At 49.1% G+C, this 24,157-nt stretch carries 31 protein-coding genes and 1 pseudogene; 6 read left to right on the top strand and 26 right to left on the bottom strand.

Annotated features, from left to right (window positions below):
* The 12 genes and pseudogenes from J1782_RS04480 to J1782_RS04530 all read right to left on the bottom strand — a co-directional run.
* A pseudogene (locus J1782_RS04480) lies at positions 1 to 245 on the bottom strand (hypothetical protein); the annotation flags it as partial.
* A gap of 627 nt (positions 246 to 872) precedes the next feature.
* Complete coding sequence (locus tag J1782_RS04485) at positions 873 to 1,325, bottom strand: phage virion morphogenesis protein (RefSeq protein WP_217152513.1); 453 nt, start codon at positions 1,323 to 1,325, stop codon at positions 873 to 875.
* Positions 1,318 to 1,785 (bottom strand): phage tail protein, encoded by a 468-nt coding sequence (locus J1782_RS04490; RefSeq protein ID WP_217152514.1) that lies wholly within the window; start codon positions 1,783 to 1,785, stop codon positions 1,318 to 1,320. Before J1782_RS04490 ends, J1782_RS04485 begins: the two co-directional genes overlap by 8 nt.
* Complete coding sequence (gene lysC, locus J1782_RS04495; RefSeq protein WP_254302918.1) at positions 1,748 to 1,993, bottom strand: Rz1-like lysis system protein LysC; 246 nt, start codon at positions 1,991 to 1,993, stop codon at positions 1,748 to 1,750. Before lysC ends, J1782_RS04490 begins: the two co-directional genes overlap by 38 nt.
* Positions 1,881 to 2,306, bottom strand: coding sequence for an Rz-like lysis system protein LysB (lysB, locus tag J1782_RS26320; protein ID WP_254302919.1), 426 nt, complete (start codon positions 2,304 to 2,306; stop codon positions 1,881 to 1,883). Before lysB ends, lysC begins: the two co-directional genes overlap by 113 nt.
* A complete protein-coding gene (locus J1782_RS04500; RefSeq protein ID WP_217152516.1) occupies positions 2,306 to 2,815 on the bottom strand; it encodes a lysozyme in 510 nt (169 codons plus the stop codon). The genes lysB and J1782_RS04500 overlap by 1 nt, the downstream gene beginning before the upstream one ends.
* Positions 2,796 to 3,005: a phage holin gene (locus J1782_RS04505; protein ID WP_120164091.1), complete on the bottom strand. Its 210-nt coding sequence runs from the start codon at positions 3,003 to 3,005 to the stop codon at positions 2,796 to 2,798. Before J1782_RS04505 ends, J1782_RS04500 begins: the two co-directional genes overlap by 20 nt.
* A gap of 5 nt (positions 3,006 to 3,010) precedes the next feature.
* Positions 3,011 to 3,214, bottom strand: coding sequence for a tail protein X (locus tag J1782_RS04510; RefSeq protein ID WP_112286873.1), 204 nt, complete (start codon positions 3,212 to 3,214; stop codon positions 3,011 to 3,013).
* Positions 3,214 to 3,684 carry a head completion/stabilization protein gene (locus tag J1782_RS04515; RefSeq protein WP_217152517.1) on the bottom strand — a complete coding sequence of 157 codons (471 nt, stop codon included), beginning with the start codon at positions 3,682 to 3,684 and terminating at the stop codon, positions 3,214 to 3,216. Before J1782_RS04515 ends, J1782_RS04510 begins: the two co-directional genes overlap by 1 nt.
* A 94-nt stretch (positions 3,685 to 3,778) precedes the next feature.
* Entirely contained in the window at positions 3,779 to 4,435 is a 657-nt protein-coding gene (gene gpM / locus J1782_RS04520) for a phage terminase small subunit (RefSeq protein ID WP_217152518.1), read from the bottom strand.
* Positions 4,436 to 4,446: 11 nt separating this feature from the next.
* Positions 4,447 to 5,511 carry a phage major capsid protein, P2 family gene (locus J1782_RS04525; RefSeq protein WP_217152519.1) on the bottom strand — a complete coding sequence of 355 codons (1,065 nt, stop codon included), beginning with the start codon at positions 5,509 to 5,511 and terminating at the stop codon, positions 4,447 to 4,449.
* 45 nt (positions 5,512 to 5,556) lie between these two features.
* A complete protein-coding gene (locus J1782_RS04530; protein WP_217152520.1) occupies positions 5,557 to 6,408 on the bottom strand; it encodes a GPO family capsid scaffolding protein in 852 nt (283 codons plus the stop codon).
* 143 nt (positions 6,409 to 6,551) lie between these two features.
* Here J1782_RS04530 and J1782_RS04535 point away from each other — a divergent pair, with 143 nt between their 5' ends.
* Together J1782_RS04535 and J1782_RS04540 are read left to right on the top strand one after the other, a co-directional pair.
* A complete protein-coding gene (locus J1782_RS04535) occupies positions 6,552 to 8,318 on the top strand; it encodes a terminase ATPase subunit family protein (protein ID WP_217152539.1) in 1,767 nt (588 codons plus the stop codon).
* Between the two features lie 2 nt (positions 8,319 to 8,320).
* Positions 8,321 to 9,370, top strand: a complete 1,050-nt coding sequence (locus tag J1782_RS04540) for a phage portal protein (protein WP_217152521.1) — start codon at positions 8,321 to 8,323, stop codon at positions 9,368 to 9,370.
* 123 nt (positions 9,371 to 9,493) lie between these two features.
* Here the strand turns inward: J1782_RS04540 and J1782_RS04545 are convergent, their stop codons facing one another.
* From J1782_RS04545 to J1782_RS04600, 12 genes are all read right to left on the bottom strand, one after another.
* Positions 9,494 to 10,318, bottom strand: a complete 825-nt coding sequence (locus J1782_RS04545; RefSeq protein ID WP_217152522.1) for a hypothetical protein — start codon at positions 10,316 to 10,318, stop codon at positions 9,494 to 9,496.
* A gap of 184 nt (positions 10,319 to 10,502) precedes the next feature.
* A complete protein-coding gene (locus J1782_RS04550) occupies positions 10,503 to 12,011 on the bottom strand; it encodes an SIR2 family protein (RefSeq protein WP_217152523.1) in 1,509 nt (502 codons plus the stop codon).
* Positions 12,012 to 12,805: 794 nt separating this feature from the next.
* On the bottom strand, positions 12,806 to 13,522 hold the full coding sequence (gene arsH / locus J1782_RS04555) for an arsenical resistance protein ArsH (RefSeq protein ID WP_217152524.1): 717 nt from the start codon (positions 13,520 to 13,522) through the stop codon (positions 12,806 to 12,808).
* Complete coding sequence (arsC, locus tag J1782_RS04560; protein ID WP_217152525.1) at positions 13,512 to 13,961, bottom strand: glutaredoxin-dependent arsenate reductase; 450 nt, start codon at positions 13,959 to 13,961, stop codon at positions 13,512 to 13,514. The genes arsH and arsC overlap by 11 nt, the downstream gene beginning before the upstream one ends.
* A 28-nt stretch (positions 13,962 to 13,989) precedes the next feature.
* Positions 13,990 to 15,282 (bottom strand): arsenic transporter, encoded by a 1,293-nt coding sequence (locus tag J1782_RS04565; protein ID WP_217152526.1) that lies wholly within the window; start codon positions 15,280 to 15,282, stop codon positions 13,990 to 13,992.
* Positions 15,283 to 15,346: 64 nt separating this feature from the next.
* Complete coding sequence (locus tag J1782_RS04570; protein WP_217152527.1) at positions 15,347 to 15,682, bottom strand: metalloregulator ArsR/SmtB family transcription factor; 336 nt, start codon at positions 15,680 to 15,682, stop codon at positions 15,347 to 15,349.
* Between the two features lie 89 nt (positions 15,683 to 15,771).
* The gene (locus J1782_RS04575) at positions 15,772 to 18,024 is read right to left on the bottom strand and encodes a replication endonuclease (protein WP_217152528.1); all 2,253 of its coding nucleotides are present in this window, start codon (positions 18,022 to 18,024) and stop codon (positions 15,772 to 15,774) included.
* A 79-nt stretch (positions 18,025 to 18,103) separates the two neighbouring features.
* Positions 18,104 to 18,328 (bottom strand): TraR/DksA C4-type zinc finger protein, encoded by a 225-nt coding sequence (locus tag J1782_RS04580; protein WP_217152529.1) that lies wholly within the window; start codon positions 18,326 to 18,328, stop codon positions 18,104 to 18,106.
* Entirely contained in the window at positions 18,328 to 18,510 is a 183-nt protein-coding gene (locus J1782_RS04585; protein ID WP_015690414.1) for a DUF2732 family protein, read from the bottom strand. The genes J1782_RS04580 and J1782_RS04585 overlap by 1 nt, the downstream gene beginning before the upstream one ends.
* A gap of 66 nt (positions 18,511 to 18,576) precedes the next feature.
* Positions 18,577 to 18,903: a hypothetical protein gene (locus tag J1782_RS04590; protein ID WP_254302920.1), complete on the bottom strand. Its 327-nt coding sequence runs from the start codon at positions 18,901 to 18,903 to the stop codon at positions 18,577 to 18,579.
* Positions 18,904 to 18,910: 7 nt separating this feature from the next.
* Entirely contained in the window at positions 18,911 to 19,075 is a 165-nt protein-coding gene (locus J1782_RS04595; RefSeq protein WP_217152530.1) for a phage filamentation protein Fil family protein, read from the bottom strand.
* A 9-nt stretch (positions 19,076 to 19,084) separates the two neighbouring features.
* On the bottom strand, positions 19,085 to 19,357 hold the full coding sequence (locus tag J1782_RS04600) for a Cox family DNA-binding protein (RefSeq protein ID WP_120134969.1): 273 nt from the start codon (positions 19,355 to 19,357) through the stop codon (positions 19,085 to 19,087).
* A 107-nt stretch (positions 19,358 to 19,464) separates the two neighbouring features.
* Between J1782_RS04600 and J1782_RS04605 the strand changes: the two genes are divergently transcribed.
* Positions 19,465 to 19,764, top strand: a complete 300-nt coding sequence (locus J1782_RS04605; RefSeq protein WP_217152531.1) for a helix-turn-helix transcriptional regulator — start codon at positions 19,465 to 19,467, stop codon at positions 19,762 to 19,764.
* 75 nt (positions 19,765 to 19,839) lie between these two features.
* A complete protein-coding gene (locus J1782_RS04610) occupies positions 19,840 to 20,847 on the top strand; it encodes a tyrosine-type recombinase/integrase (RefSeq protein WP_217152532.1) in 1,008 nt (335 codons plus the stop codon).
* Positions 20,848 to 20,995: 148 nt separating this feature from the next.
* On the opposite strand, the gene can is transcribed toward J1782_RS04610, so the two are convergent.
* The gene (can, locus tag J1782_RS04615; protein ID WP_152327650.1) at positions 20,996 to 21,652 is read right to left on the bottom strand and encodes a carbonate dehydratase; all 657 of its coding nucleotides are present in this window, start codon (positions 21,650 to 21,652) and stop codon (positions 20,996 to 20,998) included.
* A gap of 133 nt (positions 21,653 to 21,785) precedes the next feature.
* On the opposite strand from can, the gene J1782_RS04620 reads away from it, so the two are divergent.
* Entirely contained in the window at positions 21,786 to 22,709 is a 924-nt protein-coding gene (locus J1782_RS04620) for an ABC transporter ATP-binding protein (protein ID WP_152327651.1), read from the top strand.
* Complete coding sequence (locus J1782_RS04625) at positions 22,709 to 23,479, top strand: ABC transporter permease (protein ID WP_152327652.1); 771 nt, start codon at positions 22,709 to 22,711, stop codon at positions 23,477 to 23,479. The genes J1782_RS04620 and J1782_RS04625 overlap by 1 nt, the downstream gene beginning before the upstream one ends.
* 227 nt (positions 23,480 to 23,706) lie before the next feature.
* On the opposite strand, the gene panD is transcribed toward J1782_RS04625, so the two are convergent.
* Positions 23,707 to 24,087: an aspartate 1-decarboxylase gene (panD, locus tag J1782_RS04630; RefSeq protein ID WP_101075221.1), complete on the bottom strand. Its 381-nt coding sequence runs from the start codon at positions 24,085 to 24,087 to the stop codon at positions 23,707 to 23,709.
* Positions 24,088 to 24,157: the final 70 nt, after the last annotated feature.

The raw sequence follows: 24,157 nt of genomic DNA on the forward strand, positions 1-24,157 counted from the left end.
TGTAAATACACAGGAAAAATAACGTTTTCAAAAATCCGAGAATTAATTCTTTTTTGAATCTTTTTTAAATAGAACTTTGGTTCATAAACAGTTCTATCTTTTCCTTTCGAATTAATTAAAAATTCGGTGTAGGATTCTTCTGCTTTATTAGCAATATTATTTAACATATGCTCAGTAGTTCCAAGCGTTGTAGCCAGCGCTTTAACTGATGCTATAGGTTTATGTGGGTAATAAGGTTTATCCATATGAAACTCCCATTTACGTAAAAGACGTAAATGGGTTAGGAGTAAATTAAGGTGCTTTGTAACCTTTGAAATATAACCATGCGGCTATACACAGATAAAGCAACTTAACCCAAGGCTTTAATCCCTCTAACAAGGTAATTAATTTCCTGTAAATGCTCGGATCGACTTGCGTATTCACCCCACCACTTTCTGTTGCAAGTGGGGTAGAGCCCTTCTTAAAATCGAATGCTAACTTGAGGTTAAAACTAAAACATCTTTTCATGATTGAAATTCCTGAAGTATGCCGAAATTGGCATGCCAGACCGGAAATTCATCTGAGGTAAAATATATCGATCCTTGCAACTCCTAACCCCGTACGCCAGACAATTGTCGGCTAATAATACGGATAATTTGAAGCGAAAAGCTGCTTCATCGTAACACGTACTATAGCCCCGCATGACCGGTCTTGATCCCATAGGGATCGCCTTACGGCATCGTTACCCAGAATAACCATTAGCATTTTAAAGAGCGGCAACAGGCGAGATTCACCTGTAATGTTGCGGTTTGATATTAGTCCTATTGAAATATGGAAAACAACTATTTTTTTCATTAATTTAATGACAATAGAAATAATTACAAACTTAATTATTATAATTTTGATATATGTTTAGTGATTTCGATCTGGATGAGATCAATATCTTCCGCGTCCAGCCCTAACAGCGGACGCGCCGGATACTGCATTTCTTTTGCACGGACAGACGGACGATCCCGCAGCCCGTACTGATGCACCTTCGCCATGCGCTGCACCTGGCCGGTGAATTCCACCACGGCGTCGTCTGCGGTGCCTTTGGCCTTCATGTATTTTGCCGTGCGCAGTTTGGCGAACATTTCCCGCTTAATGCGGCCTTTCTTTGCCCGCAAAGGCTGCGGGCGGCGGGGCGTGAAGGGTTTACCGCCGGGTGTAACCTGCTGCTTAATACGCTGCTGCTGATGTTTTCGCAGACGCTTCGCAATGGTTGCCGCCATCGCCTTACGGCTTTGCGGTGACAGCGCGGCAATCAGCCCCGCTAGGCGGCTATCAAACGCTGACAGCTCACTCATTCCACTGACTCACTAACTCGCCGTGCAGGTACAGTTCACGCGGCCTTTCCACCGGCTCCGGCAACGGTGGTTCCGGAAAATGCTCCACGTACAGACCGGCATCAACTTGTTTGACGATCACGCGCTCGGTGAGCTGCACATCAATCGCGATATCGTAGGAGCCATCATCTAACATATCGGCCTTGAATTTAAAGCCGGTCTGCTGCTTTTCCGGTGTCGCCATGATGTCCGGCTGGTTCTCCCGCAGCCAGGCCAGAATTGGGACAATGATCAGATCGCAGTCCTGGGCAAAGTTGGTGATCAGCAGCTCGGTCTGATACTGGTATTCAAACGACAGCGAGCTGGCTAACGTGGAAACGATTCGCCCGTTATCCACAAACATCCGCAGGGTGTCGGGGCTGGTTTGCAGCACCGGTACGGCGTCAGTCAGGGCTTTTCGCAGCTGTGCGGGTTTTAACACGGTGTTCCTCCTGGCATTGTTTGACCGCTTCCACCTGGAGGCCGCAGGCGGTCAGCGCGGCCTCCAGGTTTCTGACGTCACTGCTTAAATCGCCGTTAGTGGCCGGTGCGCTTGCCGGTATCGGGCAGCTCGTGACCGCCGGACAGCCAACGTAAATAATCTGCGGCGCTGGCAAAGGCGGGGCGTTGGTGCATCCGGCTAATGCCATCAGGCAGAATAGCTGCATACCAATCGCGCATTTCCTGATTTTCATTCAGTAACCTTTGAAGATGAATTTCACGATCCCGCGCTAACTGCCCCGCTTGTGAGAGCTGTGCGCGCAGGCTTTGTTCCTGGCGTTCGCGCCTCAGTGCATCATCGCTCAGGCGGTTAATGGCGTTGTCTCGGCTTTTAATACCAGCGGACAGCGTGCCGATAATGCGCTGCGCCTGGTCTGCTTTTTCAGTCAGGCCGCCGATACGCCAGGTTTGCAGCCCCGCCAGCGCGCAGGCTGCCAGCAGTAACAAAATTAAAATGCGCATCAGACACCCCGCAGGCAGTAGGCCAGCTCATTCGCGCGGCGGCGTTCCAGACCGGTGACGCGGACACCGTTCACAAACACCCAGCTCGGCAACTGCTCGCAGGCGTCCCGCCATTGCCCTTTGTTGATAAAAAACGCCAGCGTGGATTTACAGGCCGCCGTCACGCCGACGTTAAATGCAAAGGACACCACGGCGTCATACACCGGTTGCGGCATGGCAACCGGCATACAGCGCGCAATGCCTTTCTCCACCCGCATCACGTCTTCCACCAGGTTAACGGCGGCCTGCCGTTCGCTGATTTGCGTTTGCGGCTTCACGCCTGCGGTGTGCCCGATGCCGTTTGTCCAGACGCCCGCGCTGCACTGATAGGCGGACAGGCGGCAGCCCTCAAAATCAGCAATCAGTGCCAGACCGGCGGCGGAGGTTTTCAACGTCGGCGTTTGCGGCAGCAGCGCGGCAATCGCCAGAATGGCGGCGACGGTGCAGCGTCTAACGATTGATGGCTGCATTAATGTCCCCTCTGATGCCCATTGCTTTCAGCAGGCGGTAGGTTTTGCGCCGGTAGTACCAGTTCACCAGGAAGGTCGCGACGCCGACGGCGGCACCGACTAAAAAGGCAATATCCTGATAAGACATCCCACCCAGCCAGGCCAGAAACACGGCAATGCAATAACAGATAAACGAGGTGATGCGCTCCATGGTCATCAGTCCCAAAGTGAGACGGTTTCACTGACTGCGGCCTGGGTAATATCCGGCAGCTCCACCGCGTAGCCATGGGGCAGAATTGCCCCCTGTGCGGCTAAGCCAACGTTAGCCGCGTAAACGTGTTCAACGACCGATTCCGTGCGCCCGTAGTACCGCCAGCAGAGCGAATCGACGGTGTCGCCCTGTTCGGCATAGACTTTCATCAGAGCAGCCCGATGATGCAGTGAGACACACCGGCGACGTCGCTGATTGCATTGCGTCCGTCCCGCCATAAATCATCAACGGTGCTTTCCACGATCTCGGCTTTTTTGCTGCCCTGGTCCGTGGTGTCGTTATTCGGGTAACGCTCCGCCAGGAAGGCCGCCGCGATAGACGCCACGGCGCGCTGATAGGCGCAGACCTTCACGCTTTCATCGTCAATCTGATCTGCCGGTACATCAGCCAGGCATTTAAATCCCTGGGCAATCTGTGCATCGCGAAAGCTGAACAGCTCGGCGTTCACTTCGGTCATGGCAAACTTTGCGGCGGTGCGCAGCCTTTTCGCCGTGACGGTGCCCTCCAGGCGCAGCGTGTCACGCAGTTCAACCGGATCCACATCAGGCCAAAAGTGCGTATTTTTAATCGCGGGTTCCGTCGCGGCGTCCGGCTTTGGTGCAGGTACAACAAGGGACATAGTGACCTCTGAATGGGGGGCGGTGGACGCCAGCGTCGAACAAGGTCAAAGACCGGTCTCGGCTGGCGTGCCGCCCTGCGCGGGGCGCATTCTTTTAGCTGCCGGATGCCTTTTTAATGGCAGACTCCAGGCGCTCAATGTCTTTTTTAACGCCTGATTTGCCGTCGAGAATTAAGGCACTTTTCAGACGCGCCAGGGCTAACGTGTCCTTGCCGCCGTCGCGGTAGAGATAGCCGATAATTTTGTGCAACTGGGCACGGACTTTATCGGGCATATCCTCAGCGTCAGTCAGTTCCAGCACTTCCAGCATCAGCTCAACGCTGACCGGTTCACCCGCGGTGCGGGCACGTACAGCCTGGTCGATCACTTCCTCCGTGAAAGCGCAGCCAGCGGTGCGGGTGCCAAACGGCATCGCGAGCCGGTGTTTAAAGGCGTAGCGGGCAATGTTCAGCGCTCCGGCAATATCACCGGCGTCAATACGCCAGATCATGACGGTCATCAGGATGGCATCCTGTGCGCCGTTCCCTTCGGCGAGTACGCCCGACACCCACGGGGCGTATTCCGGCAACAGCTTGCGTTTTAACGCCGCCTTGTCCTGGAAGGACTGGATCTTTTGCAGTGCCTGTTTATCCGCATTGAGCTTCTGCATTTGCAGTTCGTAGCCGGTGGCATGGGTCAGCTGACAGGCGGCCTGCTGTGCGGCGATGATGGCTGACTGTCGCAACATGTGACGACGGCAAGGGCTAATCATGACGTCCCCCTTTATTCCGCTGATTCAGGCTCGGTGGTTTTGAAGGTGCCGAGCTGGATGTTTTCGACCAGGCAGCCGCCGCGGTAATCTTCCACTACGAAATCCTCATTAATGGATTCGTAGTTTTCGATACGGTCACGCTTTGGCACTTCTTCAATGTGACGGCGGTGCGTGCCGTCCTGCCAGTAAATGGACAGGTTATCCAGGCGGGTGATCATGAAGGCATTGGCAGGGAAGCCAGGTACGCGTACCGCCGGTAGGTTACCGATGCGCTTCTGGCTGATAATCATATCCGCCGCCAGGCTTTCGGTGTTTTCCTGCGCCTTGTTCACCAGCGGGAAATACTTGTCAGCCAGCAGCTGACGACCACAGATCACCACCAGGCCGGTATCATCCTGATAAATCGGGTCAACCATGTTGTTGGTGGCATCCATCACCAGCGCGTCCAGGTTCTCAAAGTCGCCACCGGCACCGACGCGCACGGTCGCGGAAATCACGGCGTCGTCCTCGCCGAGGATTTTGCTCATTACGCGCTCCGGCGCGTTGTTGCGGTACTTTTGCAGCCAGCCCACGTTCACGTCCTGAAGCAGCGGGTTTTTGGTGCGGTTTGACGTTGCCGCACGCTCAACGCCGTTAAAGCCGATGGTGATGCGATCCAAAGCCTGGCGTTTCACGATGGCGTCACGTAAACGCGCCTGGAAATCCTGATAGCGCGCCCAGAGATCAAGCGTGGCGTAACGGAAATGGAAATCGTAGTTCGTCTGGCGGCACTCATAGCCCTCTGCGGTCAGGGTATTAAAATCAGCCGTCTGGCGTTCACCGGTGCCGCTGGTGTCTGCCGTGCTGGCAATGGAGCCGGACACGCCGACGCCGACCTTTTCCCCCTTCATTTCATCCACCGGAATGATGTTAATCATCTGGAGGAAGGCGGAAGATTCCTGCACGCGGGTCATCAGCGTCTGCGTCACCGACGGCTCCACGCTGAATTTTTTATCCAGGTCGCCGGTGTCCACCGAGTTCAGCTCGGCAATGCGGGACAGGTAGGCGTTAAATTGAAAGCGGGTTGTTTGTTTCATGCTTTTTTTCCAAATTTGTTTACGGGTTAATAGCGAGTTACGTGCTTAGCAGTCGGTGAAATTGGCTGCGTCACCCTTGCCGCCGCCGCTTGAGACGGGGCGCTGCGTGTAGGTCTGCGGCGCGGATTTCTCCAGCTTGCCTTTGAGCGTGCTGAACTGTTCGCGGTCATCTTTCGCCGATTTCTCCAGCGCGTTCAGGCGCTGTGTCATGGTGTTTTCCAGCGCGGACAGCTTTTCATCCGTGTCTTTCATGCCGGTTTCAACGTGCGCAACCACCACTTCCACCGCGTCGTGGACGTCTTTAAAACGGGCATCATCTGAGGTGGATTTGCTGGAAAGCAGCTGTTTCACGCGGGAGAATAACGACGGGGCAGCCGGTGCTTCTTCCACAAATTCGAACGCCGTTTCTTCGGCAGCGGTAAAGAGATTTCCGGCGTCCTGTTTGCGGCCAGCCAGCGGGTTTTGTTGCGCCTTCGCGCTGAATTGCAGGTATTCGGTGCCGAGGCTGGCGGGGCTGTCGGTCACGGCCAGGCCGATCAGATAGGCTTTGCCGGTATCGGAAAACGAGGGATTCACTTCGATGGAGGTGTAAACCTTCTGGCGGGCTTTCACCATCGACATCAGTTCAGGCGTTGGATCGATATCGGCATACAGTGCCAGCTTTCCTTTGAGCGCGCCGTCAGCCACTTCTTCGGCATAGACGCCGGTGACATCGCCATACATACGGAAAGGACTATCAGGTAAGTAACCCTTGATATGTTCCATGTTGATGCGTGCGCCGTAGACCTTCGGGTCATAGGTTGCGGCCATCTGTTCAATCCAGGCGCGGGTGATTTCGCGCCCGTCGGTGGTTGCCCCTTCGGTACAGATACGAAAGCGCTTTGCTTTTGCTGCCATGTTTTGGACTCCGGTCGGTTGTGCTTCTGAGAAATCCAAGTTTCCAGACACACGCCCGACACCGCCAGCCGATGCGGGTTGATGCTCCATGGCACAACGTGGGCAGCAGGAAAATCAGCGTGCCGCTCGTTAACGTGGCAGTCATGAAAATGACAAACCCGACCATCATCAGCGACCCACGGCGACAGGCGGCACTGCTTTACTGGCAGGGTTTTTCTGTCCGCCAGATTGCGGAACTGCTGACCCAAAAAATACCGACGGTGCAGAGCTGGAAAAGCCGCGACGCCTGGGAGAACGTCGCCCCCATTTCCCGCGTGGAATCCAGCCTGGAAGCACGTCTGATCCAGCTCACGGCCAAAGACGTGAAAGGGAACGCGGATTACAAGGAAATGGAGGCGTTAGGCCGGTTGATGGAACGCCTGGCAAGGGTGAACCGCTACAGCCAGAGCGGGAACGAGGTGGATTTAAATCCGAACGTTGCCAACCGGAACAAGGGCGATCGCAAGAAGCCAACTAAGAATTTTTTCAGCGACGAAGCGCTGGAAAAACTGCAGGATATTTTCCTTGCCCAGTGCTTCCAGTATCAGCGTATCTGGTACGACGCGGGGCTTAAATACCGCATTCGCGACATCCTGAAATCCCGCCAGATTGGCGCAACGTTCTTCTTTGCGCGGGAGGCGTTATTGCGCGCCCTGGCAACCGGCCATAACCAGATTTTCCTGTCAGCCAGTAAAACCCAGGCTTACGTGTTTCGTGAATACATCATTCAGTTTGCCCGCCAGGTGGATGTCGAACTGACCGGTGACCCGATTGTGATCGGCAACAACGGCGCAAAGCTGATTTTCTTAGGCACCAACTCCAACACCGCCCAGAGCCATAACGGCGACCTGTACGTGGATGAAATCTTTTGGATCCCCAACTTCCAGAAGCTGCGCAAGGTCGCCAGCGGCATGGCGTCGCAGGAACATCTGCGCACCACCTATTTCTCCACCCCATCAGCGCTGACGCACGGCGCGTACCCGTTCTGGTCAGGCGAACTGTTCAACAAAGGAAGGGAAGATCGCAACGACAGGATTGAGCTGGATATCAGCCATCACGCCCTGGCGAAAGGCCAGCTTTGCGGCGATGGCCAGTGGCGGCAAATCGTCACTATTGAGGACGCGTTAGCCGGTGGCTGCAACCTGTTCAACATCAACACGCTGAAACAGGAAAACAGCGCGGAGGATTTCCGGAACCTGTTTATGTGCGAGTTTGTTGACGATCAGGCGTCCGTGTTCCCTTTCGCCGAGCTGCAACGCTGCATGGTGGAAAGTGCGGAGGAATGGGAGGATTTCAGCCCGTTCGCGACGCGCCCGTTTGGTTATCGCGCCGTCTGGATTGGTTACGACCCGTCACACACCGGCGACAGTGCAGGCTGCGCCGTCGTGGCTCCGCCGCTGGTCGATGGTGGCAAGTTCCGCGTACTCGAACGCCACCAGTGGAAAGGCATGGATTTTGCCGCCCAGGCGAAAAGTATTGAAGAACTCACAAAACGTTACTGCGTGGAGTACATCGGCGTGGACGCCACCGGCATCGGCCAGGGCGTTTTCCAGCTTGTCCGGCAGTTCTTCCCCGCCGCAATGGAAATCCGCTACAGCCCGGAAACCAAAACGAAAATGGTGCTGAAAGCAAAGGACACCATCACGTCCGGACGCCTGGAATACGATACCAACCACAAAGACATCACCTCATCATTCATGGCGATCCGAAAAACCATGACCGCCAGCGGCAGCCGTTCAACCTATGAGGCCAGCCGCAGCGAGGAAGCCAGCCACGCGGATGTCGCCTGGGCAATTATGCACGCACTGCTCAACGAACCGCTGACCGCCGCGAACGGCGGCCAAAGCCCTAACATTCTGGAGTTTTATTAACTATGAGTAAGCGCAAATTCCGCAAGGCGGCATCAACTACCGTCACAGCAACCGCACAGCCGACCGGCGGCGCGGAGGCGTTCAGCTTTGGCGACCCGACGCCGGTATTAGACCGCCGTGAAATCCTGGATTACATCGAATGCACGGGGAACGGTCAGTGGTATGAGCCGCCGGTCAGCTTTGACGGCCTGGCTCGCACGCTGCGGGCGGCGGTTCACCACAGCTCATCGCTGTACGTGAAACGTAATATTCTGGCCTCGACCTTTGTCCCGCACCCGCTGTTATCACAGCAGGAATTCAGCCGGTTTGCCCTGGATTATCTGGTATTCGGGAATGGTTTTTTAGAAGTTATCCGCAACCAGCTCGGCGACGCCGTGGTGATGAAAACCGTGCCCGCCAAATATGCGCGGCGCGGGGTCGAGGATGATACTTACTGGTTTGTGCAGCAGTGGAAAGATGCCCATCAGTTCGAAGCCGGTAGCGTGTTTCATCTGATCGAACCGGATATTAATCAGGAGCTGTATGGCCTGCCGGAATATCTCAGCGCGCTGAATTCCGCCTGGCTGAATGAGGCCGCCACGCTGTTCCGCCGCAAGTATTACCAGAACGGCGCGCACGCCGGATATATCCTGTACATGACCGACGCGGCACAAAGCAGCTCGGACATCGATCAGATGCGTAAAGCGATGCGGGACACAAAAGGGCTGGGCAACTTCCGGAATCTTTTCATGTACGCGCCGAACGGCAAGCCGGACGGGATCAAGATTCTGCCACTCAGTGAAGTTGCTACGAAAGACGATTTCTTCAATATTAAGAAAGCCAGCCAGAACGATTTGCTGTGCGCGCACCGCGTACCGCCGCAGATGATGGGGATCATTCCGGAGAATAGCGGTGGGTTTGGTGATTCGGTGAAGGCATCACAAGTGTTTGTGCGCAACGAACTGACGCCGTTGCAGGAGCGGTTTAAGGAGTTGAATGCGTGGTTTGGGGAGGATGTGATCAGTTTTACTTCTTACGAGCTTACCTCGGAAGAAGCCAGTAAAGCCCCTTGATATGGGGCTTAAACTACCTATTGTTACTATTCTTATAGTTCACTAAGAGCGAAAGGCAGAGGAATAAAAACTACTTATGTATGTCTAGCTTAAGCATCTATTCACGCGAGACAGGTGGTAATGCTAAAGGTAAATTATTTGCGCGTACTTTTCCATGCTTCCTACTTCTATATATAAGGGTTCCAAGTTTTGTATTGGTGATGTCGGTACCCAAATAGTTCTTACCTCATTTTGATATGAGTATTTAAAATGTTTGCAAAATAATATTTCGACATCCATTGGGTTACATGATAGAGGATCTAAATATTTCACCGGTGATGCAAAGCCTTTAAATCCAGTTGTTTTTTTTGAAACGGCTTTCATCATTTTTTGAAATAAAACTCGTGGGTGAGAAATAACAATGCAAGCATTTGCCTCGAAATCATCATACTCTCTAAATGTATATTTACTAGCAAAGCAATGAACATAGTAGTTAGTATTTGATTTAAGGTGAAATGTTACGTTTCCAAATGTTGGGATAACCTCACCGCTATTATCTTTAATAACTAAATTATCAGGCCTGCTACTTACGTAAAATGACAATTCATCATCACGCATCGCTTTGTTTAACGAAGGGTCACTATAGAATGATGCAGGGGCAACTCTAATCTCGCCCTTCTTGAACATAGGTTCTAGGTATTTTCTTGATCCGAACTTATATAAATATCCTTCCTTCAAGCCGCCAACTCGGTCTATTGCTATCTTAGAAGGTGGTATATCAGGATAAGTCGGTTTTACGATTGAAAAATCCTTCATGGAACCATCAGAAAATCCATTCGGGTAAGGGCCGTATCGCAGCACAAATTCTTCTAATACATGAGTCCATTTAATCATCCAAAATATACCTTCATTATTTAATTCATGAAGTCCGACCTGCCCTTTGGGAGTGAGGGTTGTCATATTTAACATGATGTCTTTGGCTCTAACCCGTAGTTCTAAATCAGATAGGTATTCCATATATCTATATAGACGATATTCATGTCTCCAAAATTCATGACGTCTCAAATTGTTGACCTCTGCATTAAGATGTTATTAAATGTGGTAATATGTCCAGAATATATGCTTAAATATTCTAATCTGTTATCTATTAGAGTTACGTTCGTTTATCTTTTTTGTGAATAATAAGGTCGTAGAGGGCAAGCAGTCTCCTGTAATTACTACTTTTCTTATCTGAAAAAGCCATTAAGTAGTCTTTAAGGCTCGGCAGTTCAATATTTTTCTCATAGGCATTAAAAAATATTATATTGTTTATCTTGGTTTGGCTTTTCCCGTATTTTTGATAGATTTCCTCTATAGAGTATGCATCTATACGGTGGGATTGAGGTAATTTCCGGTAAGCTGAAAGAAGGTTCTTTGACTGGTTTATTTTATTCTTGCCCATGCTTATCATTCCTGGGCATATTTTATCAAATCCGTAGGCAGGGATGTGTGTTCGTGAAGAAATAACCTGTTTATCTAAAAGCTCCACGAGTTCTTTATTGCTTGTATCAATAATGTCAAAGTAATTTTCCATCATTTCACTTAGGGTCTGGAAGTGATATTTGATAATTTTAACTGAGCCGACTGCTAATACCAGCTCATCGTTAGATAAAGTATCTAGATCACCAACTAGTTTCACTTTAATATCACCCCCTTCCTTTATCTTTCGAAATACATCCTCTACTCTACGAATATCCATTACGGAAACTGGTAATTTAAGTTCGGAGATGGATCTATAAATAGAAGAAAAATCATCGGTGATTACTTTGTTTATTTTGATGATTCCTATACCCTCAATGTCTATATCATGGGTGATGATGTCAAGTGTTTCTATATTTTCATGGCGCTCTATTAGTAGAAAGTTTTTACGAATTTCATCCGCAATTTGAGTATCTTTTGGGATGTATGAAAATATCGTTTTTAATACATTTTTTATATTTAAGTCACTGATGCTGTAACCAACAAAAATTATCGGATTGTGTATAAATAGTGATAGTAGTTGCGCGCGAATTAGTTCATTTTTGGTATTGAAATTATCATAGTCACTTTTTGTTATTATAATGCTGGACGGCTTGGATATGCAGCCATGTATTTTATATACAGAACCATAGGGATTACTTAAAAGAAGCTCATTTCCTATAACAGTTCGAAAGCCGAGTGTTCCTTCAATAAAATGGTCGTAATTGGTAGTTATTACAGATGCTATGTTTTTACTTGCGTTGCTTAAAAGAGGGATTTCATCATTAACAAAAATTGTGTTTTTTATATTGACTAACTTCGAAATAAATAACTTAAACCGACTAATGCCGTAATCTGTTTGCGCTAGTTCAAAGTATTCGTCATTTAACTCTTTAAACTTTCCATTTCTATCTTGTTTTAGGGATTCTTCAAAAACGACCTCAAGGTCCTCTGCAACAGAGGAATAGTCCACGCCGTAATCGTTGTGATTATGTTTTCTACGTAGATCGATAAATATCTCATTGTTTCCCGTTAACTCTATGTTGATTTTTTCAAGCAACGCGGGCCAGCTATACGCCCCATCAAGATACCTCATGCTGAATCCAGCACCAACGAAAAGAATAGGATGATTTTTATAGTTTGAAAAGAATTGGGTAATATCCATTTTCACCACCTGTAATAGAATCGTTAAATATAAAGAAAATGAGTAGAAATATTATGATCATTAGGAAACTCTTTTCTTTAATCAACAAACAGTTCGCATATAGTCCTTTGTCAATATTTTTCATGTAGTTCTGTGATCAGCGCGCTCGTCAGAATACACAGGACAGATCCCATTGTACCGTCCTCAAGCTAAGGTTTGATCATTCTAACTACAAGGTCAACTATTTCTGTTAAGGATTTAACGCAGAACTTCTGGTTGAATCAAAGTCAGTTAGCCATAAACATCGACATAGTTATTACCGATATGCAACTTTGCGCGCGCAATGTTACCCGCCTGCCCGCTTCTGACTTGGCTTACTGTTTTTAATGCAGGTCTCCGAACGCCGCAAAGCCTAGCCCATCCTTGGGTTAGGCTTTTTTTGATCCTTCCGAGATCATGCAAAAACATGCACGTACTGCATGCAGCGCTTACTCATAAATTTTACTAGGAATTCAGTGAATCTTTCCTGGGGTGTTTACATCAAAAACGACTTTCAGTAATTCCTCATTTGCTGCCGACACCAGTTCTGAAATCCATATAGCGACAATCTATCTCTCCGCTTTATCGCACTCAACGCGAGCAGAAAGCTTTGCAATCAATCCTATACGCTCCAGCAATACCACCGTCTGTAAATTTTCCATACCACCTCACAAATGCTGTTTATACATACAGTATATTAAATGAATTTGTGAGAATTCCATAAAAATCTACATGTTATTGTAAATTGAATGAATCTGGTGAATTTTGCGCCATGGTCAAATATTCTTTTGGTTCATCCTGGCAGAGAGTTCTGCGGCGCTTTCCTTCCTTTCACTATAGCGGTCTGAAAGATGCTCACTCTGGCTACGCAGCAGCACAGTGAATTTCATCATTTCCTCCATTACATCAACGATCCGATCATAATAAGGTGAAGGCCGCATGCGTCCAGAATCATCAAATTCTTGCCATGCCTTCGCTACTGAAGACTGATTAGGGATAGTGAACATACGCATCCACCGCCCTAATATTCGCATTTGGTTCAAAGCATTGAAAGACTGAGAACCGCCGCTGACTTGCATGATTGCAAGGGTTTTACCTTGAGACGGTCGAACCGCTCCTTGCGAAAGAGGGATCCAGTCTATTTGTGCTTTCATTATCGCCGTCATTGCCCCATGACGTTCCGGTGAACACCAAACCATACCTTCTGACCAGCGAACTAATTGACGCAGCTCTTGCACTTTTGGGTGTGTATCAGGTACATCTTCAGGCAAAGGCAGTCCTGACGGATTAAATACTTTTACTTCTGCCCCCATAGCCTCCAGCAATCGAGCTCCTTCCTCAGTAGCTAAACGGCTGTATGAACGTTCACGAACTGAACCGTAGAGCATTAGAATTCGCGGCGGGTGATCAATATCATTTCCTGACATGTCTTTGTTAGTTTTAGGAGGTTTGAACAATTCAGGAACAATATTCGGTAATGTTTTATCCTCCATGTAAACTATCTCCTTTAGTCACAAGATTCCCATTTTCATCAATTACTTTCTCTCCATCTTCTTTGGAAAATGCCCCTTTCTGTCGGTCGGGTAATATTTCTAATACAACCTCTGAAGGACGACATAACTTTGTTCCAATTGGAGAAACAACAATAGGCCGGTTAATTAATATCGGGTCAGACAACATTGCTTCAATCAACGCATCATCCGAAAAATCACCTTCATCCAACCCCCGAATTGTATAAGGCTCAACATTTTTTCGTAAAAGGGCTCGAGGTGTTATTCCCATGTCTGTGATCAGTTTCACCAGCTCATCACGAGATGGAGGGGTTTTGAGATACAAAATCACCGTCGGTTCAACACCACAATTGCGAATAAGCTCCAGTGTGTTACGCGACGTCCCACAAGCGGGATTATGATAAATGGTGATATTAGTCATAATTCACTCTTATTAAAAACAGGTGGCTTTACGCCAAATTTAAGGATAAGCGGATTACCAGAGCAACCAGCGTGACAAAGAGCACGGGCAGAGTCATGACAACACCGATACGGAAATAATACCCCCAGGTTATTTTGATATTTTTTTGTGCTAATACATGCAACCACAACAAAGTCGCAAGGCTACCAATAGGTGTAATTTTAGGACCAAGATCACTCCCTATAATATTAGCGTAAACCATGGCCTCTTTAATAATTCCCGTCGCCGTACTTCCTTCTATCGACAGTGCGCCAATAAGAACTGTCGGCATATTGTTCATTACTGATGACAATAAGGCTGTCAGGAAACCTGTCCCCAACGTAGCCGACCATAAACCGTGTACCGCGAATACGTTAAGAACATTGGATAAAATGTCCGTTAAACCTGCGTTACGAAGTCCATAAACAACCAGATACATGCCCAGTGAAAAGATTACGATTTGCCAAGGTGCATTTTTCAAGACTTTTCCTGCATCAATTGCATGCCCACGTCGCGCAACTATCCAAAGAATAAACGCGGCGACTGCTGCAACTGCGCTAACTGGCACGCCAAGTGGTTCAAGCGCAAAGAAACCAATCAAGAGAAGAACAAGAACAATCCAACCCATTTTGAATGTACGCACATCACGGATCGCATCACGGGGTATCTTCAGTTTAGTTATGTCATACGACGTTGGAATGTCTTTGCGGAAAAACCAGTGAAGCATTGCAAGTGTTGCAATAATGGCGGCGATATCAACGGGAACCATCACAGATGCATATTCATTGAACCCCAGATTGAAGAAGTCAGCTGAGACAATATTTACAAGGTTGGAAACGATAAGAGGCAAACTTGCAGTATCAGCTATAAACCCTGCCGCCATTACAAATGCTAATGTTGCCCCACGACTGAAACCCAAAGCTAAAAGCATGGCGATCACAATTGGGGTGAGTATGAGTGCGGCACCATCATTGGCGAACAATGCTGCTACGCTCGCACCTAACAAAATTATGTAGGTGAATAACCACCGCCCCTTTCCTTTACCCCAACGTGCAACATGCAAAGCAGCCCATTCAAAAAAACCTGATTCATCCAAAAGTAAGCTAATGATAATGACTGCGATGAATGTGGCCGTTGCGTTCCAAACTATTTGCCATACAACAGGGATATCGCTGATATGAACAACACCTGTGCCCAAAGATAACGCAGCACCCAGTACAGCACTCCAACCAATTCCTAAGCCACGCGGCTGCCAGATCACCAGTATCAATGTAAAAATAAAAATTACGCCTGCTAGCCACATAATGCAGTTTCCTTAATAAATATATATGATTTAGTGAATATGTTAAGGCAAATTTTTTTGATACTTATTGGCAGGCTGCTTTGCCATGCTCCAGGCGCTTTACAAGTTCGGTAACTTCAGAAAGCTGGCTGTTTACAGCCTGTGTCAGAATCGTAGCTGCCCAGACTGGCATCTGTGGAGATAGTCTGTAGTAGATCCATTTTCCTTCACGACGGTCTGAGATTAAACCCGCTTCGCGGAGCATTGCCAGATGGCGTGAGGTTTTTGGCTGCGATTCCATAATAGCTGCGGTGATATCACAAACGCACAATTCCCCGGTAGTTTGGAGCAAAAACATAATGCTCAATCGTGTTTCATCCGAGAGACATTTAAAAAGTTGAAGAGGTATAAGCTTGGCCATGAGTGCTCCTGATTTTATATTGGTGATGTTACAAGGATGGCTGGCAGAGTCAACAACACATTCGATAAATCGAATGTGTTGTTGTGCTATCAAGAGTCGAACTTTCCCCAATCTGGCAACGGTTCAAAACACATGACCTGATCATCAAAGCTGATTTTCGCTCCACGGCTCAACGCTTCCAGCTCCCAACGTTCAGCAGTAATGCTGTGTTTCATCAATTCGCGTTCAATTTCGGGCAGGCGGGCCCGTTCTTCTGTCGTCAATCTTGCAGAGGGTGCAATATCGCGCCCTTTCGTTGGGTCAAAACTCCGCTGCGCTTTGCTGACTCTCGGCGTTTCTTCCCGTATGCGTGCCACAATCGCCCTCACGGCGGCTGTGTCTGTCCAGTCAATTACCGGTTGGTTATCAGGAATGAACGTTGTAGCGGCGCGCCCAGCCTGGCTATCACGCCAATTTGTGGCCTGCTTCTTTCCACCTAACCCACAGTTATTGACAGGACTCCGAGGCGCGCCGGAGGCGCTTTTTACGGTCAAAACCTCAGAGTCAACGGCAGAAGCAACGATCCGCCATTGAGTGGTACGCGTTTCATATACATGTGATTCGCCGAGGTGGGGCGCGAAAATGCCCACAACTTTTTTCACTTCTTCATCGTAGGCGTTCAGCTCATTAGCAACGCGACGCGCTACGCGTACCGTCTGATCGTCACGCGGTACATTAGCGCCGCCCTGGGCAGTCATGTACGCCATAAAGTCACCGGCATCAGCAGCAGCGCGAACGGCTTCCACTTCTTCGTCAAAAGTTTCAGTCAGACTGATGGAACGAATGCGGCGGCACTCACGGTAGGAACCCATAGTAGGCAGGCCAATGGGATGAAATTGAGGAATGCGCCAGGTAGCAGCCCAGGCGGTAACAGCGGCAGCGGAATCGGTCAGCAGCTCACCAGTCTCGTGGTCGCGTTCACCTTCCAGTGCGTAACCGTCGATATTCTTCGCGATGTATTTGGCGATATAGCCTGCCGCGCCGCCGCGATTCAGGTGCTTACAGTCAAAGCGGTTCTTTGCTGCGCCGCGCTCGTCACCGTCTTCTTTCATGGCGTATTTGCGCATGATATCGATCACCGGCTGACGCATGGCGGGCTTGGTGAATAACATCATGTGCCAGTGTGGCGTTGCGTCGTGGTGCGGCTCTACAACACGCATCCCATAAACCGACAGGCCACTGTCTTTGAACGCAGTGCGCATTTTGCTCCAGATCCCGCAAAGATAACGCTGTGCATCTTTAGGTGTGTAGGCCTCTTTGTCCCAGGAATGATTTCGCTGAACGCGCTTGTTATCACCCTTACCAACCATGCGGGTCGGGTGAAATTTAGAAGGGGTGGTGATGGTCAGAAACATCCCGACGTCACCATTCGCGGCAGCATATTTTTCGGTGCCGGCGATAGTGCTCATCAGCTCCATGCGACGGATTTCAGGGTTTGAAATACTCGCCATGACCTTATCGATCAAACTGATACGCTCGCCGGTTTCGACATTCTCCAGGTCACGGCTTTTTAGATAGTCCAGATTCGACAGTCGGCGGGAACGAACTTCACGGATAGCCTGCTTACTGGCATAGGGAGACGCGTCACGGTTAACCTTGCCGATTGCGATCAGCAATGACTCACGCCAGCGGGTACGCTGGCCTTTCAACTGACTTAACCACCAATCGGGATTTACCAGCCGAGACATGCCAGCGATGGCAGACGTTGCATCAAGCTTGCCTTTAGTGAATTTTGTCCAATACATAGGGCTGACGTTGAAGGCACGAGACATTCCTGCAATATCACGATACAGAGCGCACTGCGTATCAGAGTGAAGAAGTACCGCGTAATCTCCACCATGTTCAGCCAACAGCTGATCGCAACGGTCTTCATAAATGGCCTTCAATTGTCCTGCAATATTCTGTGTGAAACGACGTAGCGGTTTGTCGCTCATGCCTGGTAACTGGTGATAAACATCGGCCTCTGAGATGAATTTCATGGTGGCATTGATATTCATTGCATGGGCTTTATTAACTGCATCGACACGCGGAAGGATGCTGCGGCCAAGGGTATAAACCAGATATTTATTTGCTGCGTGAATGCCCTGAGTTTTGAGCAGGTACTTATGGCGGCCAGTGAAAATTTCTTGCAGGTCTTTAGAGAGGTTTTTTACTTTGATTAAAACAGCTTGCCCCTGATCGTATTCATCACGGGTAAGCGGTCTCGGCTTTTCTTGGGGGACGATTGGGGCTAGGGGTTTATTCCAGGGGAACGCCCAAACATCGGGCGTTTCAGTCTGAGAAGTAAAGCGATTGTTCTGCATTACAAACCGTCTTTGATATCAATGATCAGATAGCCAGCATTGATGCCAGCCAGAATGAGCAATGCCATCGAGAACAAAATCATTTACTGTCTCGGTAATGCTTAGCGTTTAGCTCACTGATTTCCTTGCAATAGATACATAGCTCAACGCCAGGCAGAGCTGAGCGGCGTTCTTCAGGAATAGGGCGTTCACAGTCGAGGCAATACATGGAGGAAACGCCCGTAGTGCTTATGCGGGAAGCTTGAATTTGTGACTCTAAGATCAGGTCCGCCCGTTCTTGGGCAGCATCAATAACATCAGCCATTAATGAAATTCTCCCGCTTCGTTTTGGATGCGGGTAGCCTCAACGCGTAAAGCTTCGGCGGCTTCAGTGCCGGTCATTGCCTGCTTGACGATGAAACATGCGATAGCCTCAAGACGTGCAGCGAATACGGCTGCACGATTTAAACGTTCGTCAGAACGAGCTTCATTTATCATTTCTTCCATTATCCAATCCTGTTTTTAGGCAAAAGAATGCCCGGCGGGTTGAACGCCAATTAAATTTCAGATGTATTAATGTTCTATGTTGAGAACTGAGTCGGTTTGACTAATAAAGGCCGGAAGCGCGTTACCAAACCCAATGAGTGAGTTAAGTGCTTCAATCACCTTTATTCTTTCACTGTGTGCCAATTCAAAGAAACGCATATTGATATGACGACTTTTCAATCCAGCATGGAAGCAGATCAATTTGCGCATGGTCGGCGTACTTTCATCAAACGTTTCCTGCGCAATATTTTTCTGGCTGGTCAGCATTTTTCGGATCCCGATAATATGCTGAAAACAGGCCTCTCTTTTTTCCTTCGGGATACTTTCCGAATAGCTCAATGTTTGCGATTGCATAGACACCTCAGCCAAAGAAGCGTTTGTAGAAGGGCTTCCGGCTCGAACCGGTTGAATACATTTGCGGTTGAGCTGGATTCCAGCGTTTACCACCTGGGAGCTCAATCCAGCCATGTCCAAAACTGCGGGAAGGGCTTTGTCTTTTCAGCAGTGGTGCAACTGAGATAACCATTTCACCTCCTTAACGTGGCTCGCCCAAACCCAGCCACATTAGCCAGCCGTCGCGAATCTCTTTTGGACGCTTTTCAAACGCCAACTTCATACCTGCGTTCCAGGCAGGGAGATAAACCCAGTTTTCTGCACGTGCTGTAGGATTTTCAGGGTTACGCATTTCGACAATTGGGAGCTTGCCAGCTTCAATCATCGACTTAACTGCTACCGGAGTTTTACCGATTGATTTGGCAAATTCCGTATAAGTCATAACGTCCGACACACTTACGATTTGTTTACTCATTTGGTAACCTCTCTCATGGTGCTACTAAATGCTTACAGAGGCTTATAAGTGCTTCCATAAGATATTTAATTACTCTGTTCGTATAATTGTTATCTGAGAGGATATTCATGTCAATAGACAATGCTGAAAAGATTAAGCTCATGAGAGAATCTGAGAGATTAAATCGTAGGCAATTGAGCGACTTAACAGGTGTTCCGTATAGCTCGCTTTCCGCTTATGAAAATGGAACGAAGGAAATAAGTTTAGTTGCGGCTAAAAAACTATTGAGTTTCGATTCGTTTAAGAAATACACAATGTGGTTTATGACTGATCAAATTGCACCAGAAGCCGGACAGATCGCGCCGGTTCTCGCACACTTTGGGCAGGGCGAAACAACGTCGTCCCACTCCGACAAAAAGACTGGTTAACGCTACATTTCGATTTTTTACGTTTTATAGAATCACAGAGTCTTTGCAGTACCCACGATTCCGGAGGGCTTCAATATGTCGATTAAGAAGCTCGATGATGGTCGTTATGAAGTGGACATCAGACCGCAGGGGCGCAACGGAAAGCGCTTCCGGCGTAGGTTCGACAAGAAACATGAAGCAGCCGCCTACGAAAAATATGTAGCGGTGAATTATCACGACAAAGAATGGCTATCTAAACCGGCAGACAAACGGCCATTATCCGAGTTGATAGAACTGTGGTGGCTCTATCACGGGCAGAACGTGAAACACGGCAAGCTAGACAAAGCCAAACTGGAATTCATCTGCAACCTGATGGATGACCCGTGTTCTTTCCAAATCGATAGCCTGGCTATTACAAAATTTAAGTCATTAAGATTGGCGAAGGGCGTTAAGGCAACGACGGTAAACCGCAATTTGATGTTGCTGAGTGGTCTGTTTACTTACCTGAACGAAGCAGGTTTATTCCACGCTGAAAATCCGTTGCATGGCGTAACGTTGCTAAAAGGGCAGCTATCATCCATGACTTTTATGTCTGCTGATGAAATTGAGAAGTTGCTGTCTGTTTTGGAAGGGGACAATAAGCGGATTGCGATCCTGAGTTTGAGCACTGGTGGCCGTTGGGGAGAAATAAGCAGTTTGAAGGTGGAGAATGTCATTAATAACCGAGTGACTTTTCTCAACACCAAAAACGGCAAACCCAGAACAGTCCCGATCTCAGATGAGGTATGTAAGGCAGTCAAAAATCAGAAGTCTGGATTACTTTTTCCTAATGCCGATTATTTGACCTTCCGGCTGCTATTGAAATCGGTGAAGCCAGACTTACCGAAAGGGCAATCATTGCATGTGCTGCGACATACGTTTGCGACACATTTCATGATGAACGGCGGGAACATAATCACCCTGCAAAGAATTCTCGGACACGCGAATATTAACCAGACAATGGTCTATGCTCACTTTGCTCCGGACTTCCTGCAGGACGCGATTTTCTTCAATCCACTGAGGGGAAAAGCGGGGCTGGAGTGTCCACATAGTGTCCACACCTAAGCATCTTTATAGGGCTTGTAGCTGCTTACACCGCATATAACTCATTGATTTATAGTGATCGCGTTATAAGTGCAGGAAAAATAAATGATAAAAAAGGCACATTTTTGTGCCTTTTGTTTTTTAATTTTCTGTAGAGTGGGGCGGCTTGTTATTGCGGGTTGCCGTTCAGTAAGGCGGAGACGCCCTGACGGTAGCGCTGTTCCAGCGTTTCGCGGCTGGTGGCATCAACTTCGAGATTGCGCAGTCGTCCGTCCTGAATGCCGTAAACCCAGCCGTGCAGGGTGACTTTCTGGCCGCGTTTCCAGGCTGATTGCATTACGGTGGAGTGGCCGAGGTTGTAAACCTGTTCCACGACGTTCAGCTCACACAATTTATCGAGACGCTGATTTGGTGACAGTTCGCCCAACAGGGAGCTGTGTTTGTACCAGATGTCCCGGATATGCAATAACCAGTTATTAATCAAACCCAGTTCAGGGTTTTCAACCGCTGCCTGTACGCCACCGCAACCGTAGTGACCGCAAATGATGACGTGTTCCACTTCCAGTACGTCGATAGCATATTGCACAACGGACAGGCAGTTGAGATCAGTATGGATAACCAGATTGGCGACGTTACGGTGAACAAACAGTTCGCCCGGTTCAAGCCCGGTCAATTGCTCAGCGGGAACACGACTGTCGGAGCAACCGATCCACAGAAAACGGGGTTTTTGAGATTGGGAAAGTCGTTCAAAGAAGCCAGGATCTTCGTCGATCATGGTCTTGGACCAGTTGGCATTATTACTGATGAGCTTTTCTATATCATTCATTGAGGTTAATAGCCTGTAACGAGCCAACAGCGATGGAGTAATATAGGGCAATGCTCCGTCTTTTAAAACCGATTCAACATCTCCTTTTACGCATTCCTACAACAGGGTTTTCACAACAAGGTACGCTTCCTTTATGAATTATGCATTGGAACTGGAAAAGTTAACCAAAACTTACGCCGGTGGTGTACAGGCTTTGCGCGGTATCGATCTGCGCGTCGAAGCCGGCGATTTTTATGCCCTGCTGGGGCCGAACGGTGCGGGTAAATCGACGACCATCGGCATCATCAGCTCACTGGTGAACAAAACTGCCGGTAAAGTTCAGGTGTTCGGTTACGACATCGACAAAGATATCGTCAACGCCAAGCGTCAGCTCGGGCTGGTGCCGCAGGAATTCAACTTCAATCCGTTTGAAACCGTGATGCAGGTTGTCGTCAACCAGGCCGGTTACTACGGCGTGCCGCGTCCGCTGGCGCTTCAACGTGCCGAAAAATATCTGACCCAACTGGATCTTTGGGGCAAGCGTAATGAGCGTTCCCGCATGCTTTCAGGTGGCATGAAGCGTCGTCTGATGATTGCCCGCGCGCTGATGCATGAACCGAAACTGCTGATCCTCGACGAACCGACCGCCGGGGTAGATATCGAACTACGTCGCTCGATGTGGGGCTTCCTGAAAGAGCTGAATGCACAGGGCACGACCATTATTCTGACCACGCATTATCTGGAAGAAGCCGAAATGCTGTGCCGCAATATCGGCATCATTCAGGGCGGTGAACTGGTGGAAAACACCAGCATGAAAGCGCTGTTGTCCAAGCTCAAATCCGAAACCTTCATTCTGGATTTAGGGGCGAAAAGCCCGCTGCCGGTACTTGAAGGCTACCGCAGCCAGCTGACAGATACGTCGACGCTGGAAGTTGAAGTCATGCGTGAACAAGGCCTGAATTCCCTGTTCAGCCAGCTGAGCAAGCAGGGCGTACAGGTATTAAGTATGCGTAACAAAGCTAACCGTCTGGAAGAGCTGTTTGTCACGCTGGTGAACGGCAGCGGGGAAAAGAAATAATGTCGCAACTGTATTGGGTAGCACTCAAAAGTATCTGGATGAAAGAGATCAACCGGTTTGGCCGGATCTGGATCCAAACGCTGGTTCCACCGGTGATCACCATGACACTTTATTTCATCATTTTCGGCAATCTGATCGGTTCGCAAATCGGCAGCATGCATGGTTTTACTTACATGCAGTTCATCGTGCCGGGCCTGATCATGATGGCGGTAATCACCAACTCTTACGCTAACGTGGCTTCGTCTTTCTTCAGCGCGAAATTCCAGCGCAATATTGAAGAGCTGCTGGTTGCACCGGTGCCAACGCACGTGGTGATCGCCGGTTATGTCGGCGGTGGCGTGGCGCGTGGGATTTGCGTGGGGATTCTGGTCACGGCGATTTCGTTGTTCTTCGTGCCGCTGGTGATCCATTCCTGGTGGGTGATTGCGCTGACACTGCTGCTGACCGCGATCCTGTTCTCGCTGGGCGGTTTGCTGAATGCGGTGTTTGCCACCACGTTTGATGATATCAGCCTGATCCCGACGTTCGTGCTGACTCCGCTGACGTATCTGGGCGGCGTGTTTTACTCGCTGTCGTTGCTGCCACCAATCTGGCAGGCGATTTCCAAGCTGAACCCGATCGTCTACATGATCAGCGGTTTCCGCTACGGATTCCTTGGCGTCAGTGACGTTCCGCTGATCTTCACGATGAGCGTGCTGGTGGCGTTTATCGCGGTATTTTATCTGCTGGCGTGGTATCTGATTGAACGCGGACGCGGTCTGAGAAGTTAATCCCCTTCATCTTTCGGGCCGCCTCTGCGTTGGCTGCCCTCGTGAACCCCGGTCACATACTTATGTATGCTCCCGGGGATTCACTCAATTGCCGCGTTACTCGGCAGAGCCTCGCCCCATAGGGGCCAGCGCAAGCGCTGTTCAAAAGGCTAAAGCCTTTTGTGATGCAACTCGAATGATTGGGGGGATTCAGATTTTTTATAATTCTTTATGTGTTGCTCAGAGAATCAAGCCACCTGAACCGGCACGGCTTTCGCGGTGCGTTTCAGCTGGTTCTCACCTTCAAAATAAGCCACTTTCGGTTTGTGCTGGCGGGCATCAGCGTCAGACATCTGCACGTAAGAGCAGATGATCAGCAGATCGCCGACACAGGCGCAGCGCGCCGCAGCGCCGTTAACCGAAATAATACGCGAACCGCGCTCTGCCGCGATGGCGTAAGTTGAGAAACGCTGACCGTTATCAACGTTATAAATATCAATCGCTTCGTATTCTAAAATGCCTGAAGCATCGAGAAAGTCCTGGTCGATGGCGCAGGAACCTTCGTAGTGCAAATCTGCCTGAGTCACGTGAACCCGGTGCAGTTTGCCTTGCAGCATAGTGCGGATCATCACATATACCTTACTTGCGTAAAAAATCAGGGAACCCACCGGGCGGAGATAATAAAATTCCGATATTTCC

Origin of the sequence: Rahnella sp. BCC 1045 (assembly GCF_019049615.1) — a bacterium.
GTDB lineage: Bacteria > Pseudomonadota > Gammaproteobacteria > Enterobacterales > Enterobacteriaceae > Rahnella > Rahnella contaminans.

Excerpts from the sequence above, each read along its gene's own strand:
- panD (WP_101075221.1), bottom strand. The coding sequence starts at position 24,087 with ATGATCCGCACTATGCTGCAAGGCAAACTGCACCGGGTTCACGTGACT.
- arsC (WP_217152525.1), bottom strand. The coding sequence starts at position 13,961 with ATGACTAATATCACCATTTATCATAATCCCGCTTGTGGGACGTCGCGT.
- lysB (WP_254302919.1), bottom strand. The coding sequence starts at position 2,306 with ATGCGCATTTTAATTTTGTTACTGCTGGCAGCCTGCGCGCTGGCGGGG.
- J1782_RS04515 (WP_217152517.1), bottom strand. The coding sequence starts at position 3,684 with ATGTCCCTTGTTGTACCTGCACCAAAGCCGGACGCCGCGACGGAACCC.
- J1782_RS04545 (WP_217152522.1), bottom strand. The coding sequence starts at position 10,318 with ATGTTAAATATGACAACCCTCACTCCCAAAGGGCAGGTCGGACTTCAT.
- J1782_RS04605 (WP_217152531.1), top strand. The coding sequence starts at position 19,465 with ATGTCAATAGACAATGCTGAAAAGATTAAGCTCATGAGAGAATCTGAG.
- J1782_RS04550 (WP_217152523.1), bottom strand. The coding sequence starts at position 12,011 with ATGGATATTACCCAATTCTTTTCAAACTATAAAAATCATCCTATTCTT.
- J1782_RS04540 (WP_217152521.1), top strand. The coding sequence starts at position 8,321 with ATGAGTAAGCGCAAATTCCGCAAGGCGGCATCAACTACCGTCACAGCA.
- gpM (WP_217152518.1), bottom strand. The coding sequence starts at position 4,435 with ATGATTAGCCCTTGCCGTCGTCACATGTTGCGACAGTCAGCCATCATC.
- J1782_RS04600 (WP_120134969.1), bottom strand. The coding sequence starts at position 19,357 with ATGAGTAAACAAATCGTAAGTGTGTCGGACGTTATGACTTATACGGAA.
- lysC (WP_254302918.1), bottom strand. The coding sequence starts at position 1,993 with ATGGCATTAGCCGGATGCACCAACGCCCCGCCTTTGCCAGCGCCGCAG.
- J1782_RS04500 (WP_217152516.1), bottom strand. The coding sequence starts at position 2,815 with ATGCAGCCATCAATCGTTAGACGCTGCACCGTCGCCGCCATTCTGGCG.
- J1782_RS04530 (WP_217152520.1), bottom strand. The coding sequence starts at position 6,408 with ATGGCAGCAAAAGCAAAGCGCTTTCGTATCTGTACCGAAGGGGCAACC.
- J1782_RS04535 (WP_217152539.1), top strand. The coding sequence starts at position 6,552 with ATGAAAATGACAAACCCGACCATCATCAGCGACCCACGGCGACAGGCG.
- J1782_RS04525 (WP_217152519.1), bottom strand. The coding sequence starts at position 5,511 with ATGAAACAAACAACCCGCTTTCAATTTAACGCCTACCTGTCCCGCATT.
- J1782_RS04610 (WP_217152532.1), top strand. The coding sequence starts at position 19,840 with ATGTCGATTAAGAAGCTCGATGATGGTCGTTATGAAGTGGACATCAGA.
- J1782_RS04585 (WP_015690414.1), bottom strand. The coding sequence starts at position 18,510 with ATGGAAGAAATGATAAATGAAGCTCGTTCTGACGAACGTTTAAATCGT.
- can (WP_152327650.1), bottom strand. The coding sequence starts at position 21,652 with ATGAATGATATAGAAAAGCTCATCAGTAATAATGCCAACTGGTCCAAG.
- J1782_RS04590 (WP_254302920.1), bottom strand. The coding sequence starts at position 18,903 with ATGCAATCGCAAACATTGAGCTATTCGGAAAGTATCCCGAAGGAAAAA.
- J1782_RS04595 (WP_217152530.1), bottom strand. The coding sequence starts at position 19,075 with ATGGTTATCTCAGTTGCACCACTGCTGAAAAGACAAAGCCCTTCCCGC.
- J1782_RS04620 (WP_152327651.1), top strand. The coding sequence starts at position 21,786 with ATGAATTATGCATTGGAACTGGAAAAGTTAACCAAAACTTACGCCGGT.
- J1782_RS04485 (WP_217152513.1), bottom strand. The coding sequence starts at position 1,325 with ATGAGTGAGCTGTCAGCGTTTGATAGCCGCCTAGCGGGGCTGATTGCC.
- arsH (WP_217152524.1), bottom strand. The coding sequence starts at position 13,522 with ATGGAGGATAAAACATTACCGAATATTGTTCCTGAATTGTTCAAACCT.
- J1782_RS04510 (WP_112286873.1), bottom strand. The coding sequence starts at position 3,214 with ATGAAAGTCTATGCCGAACAGGGCGACACCGTCGATTCGCTCTGCTGG.
- J1782_RS04570 (WP_217152527.1), bottom strand. The coding sequence starts at position 15,682 with ATGGCCAAGCTTATACCTCTTCAACTTTTTAAATGTCTCTCGGATGAA.
- J1782_RS04505 (WP_120164091.1), bottom strand. The coding sequence starts at position 3,005 with ATGGAGCGCATCACCTCGTTTATCTGTTATTGCATTGCCGTGTTTCTG.
- J1782_RS04625 (WP_152327652.1), top strand. The coding sequence starts at position 22,709 with ATGTCGCAACTGTATTGGGTAGCACTCAAAAGTATCTGGATGAAAGAG.
- J1782_RS04580 (WP_217152529.1), bottom strand. The coding sequence starts at position 18,328 with ATGGCTGATGTTATTGATGCTGCCCAAGAACGGGCGGACCTGATCTTA.
- J1782_RS04575 (WP_217152528.1), bottom strand. The coding sequence starts at position 18,024 with ATGCAGAACAATCGCTTTACTTCTCAGACTGAAACGCCCGATGTTTGG.
- J1782_RS04565 (WP_217152526.1), bottom strand. The coding sequence starts at position 15,282 with ATGTGGCTAGCAGGCGTAATTTTTATTTTTACATTGATACTGGTGATC.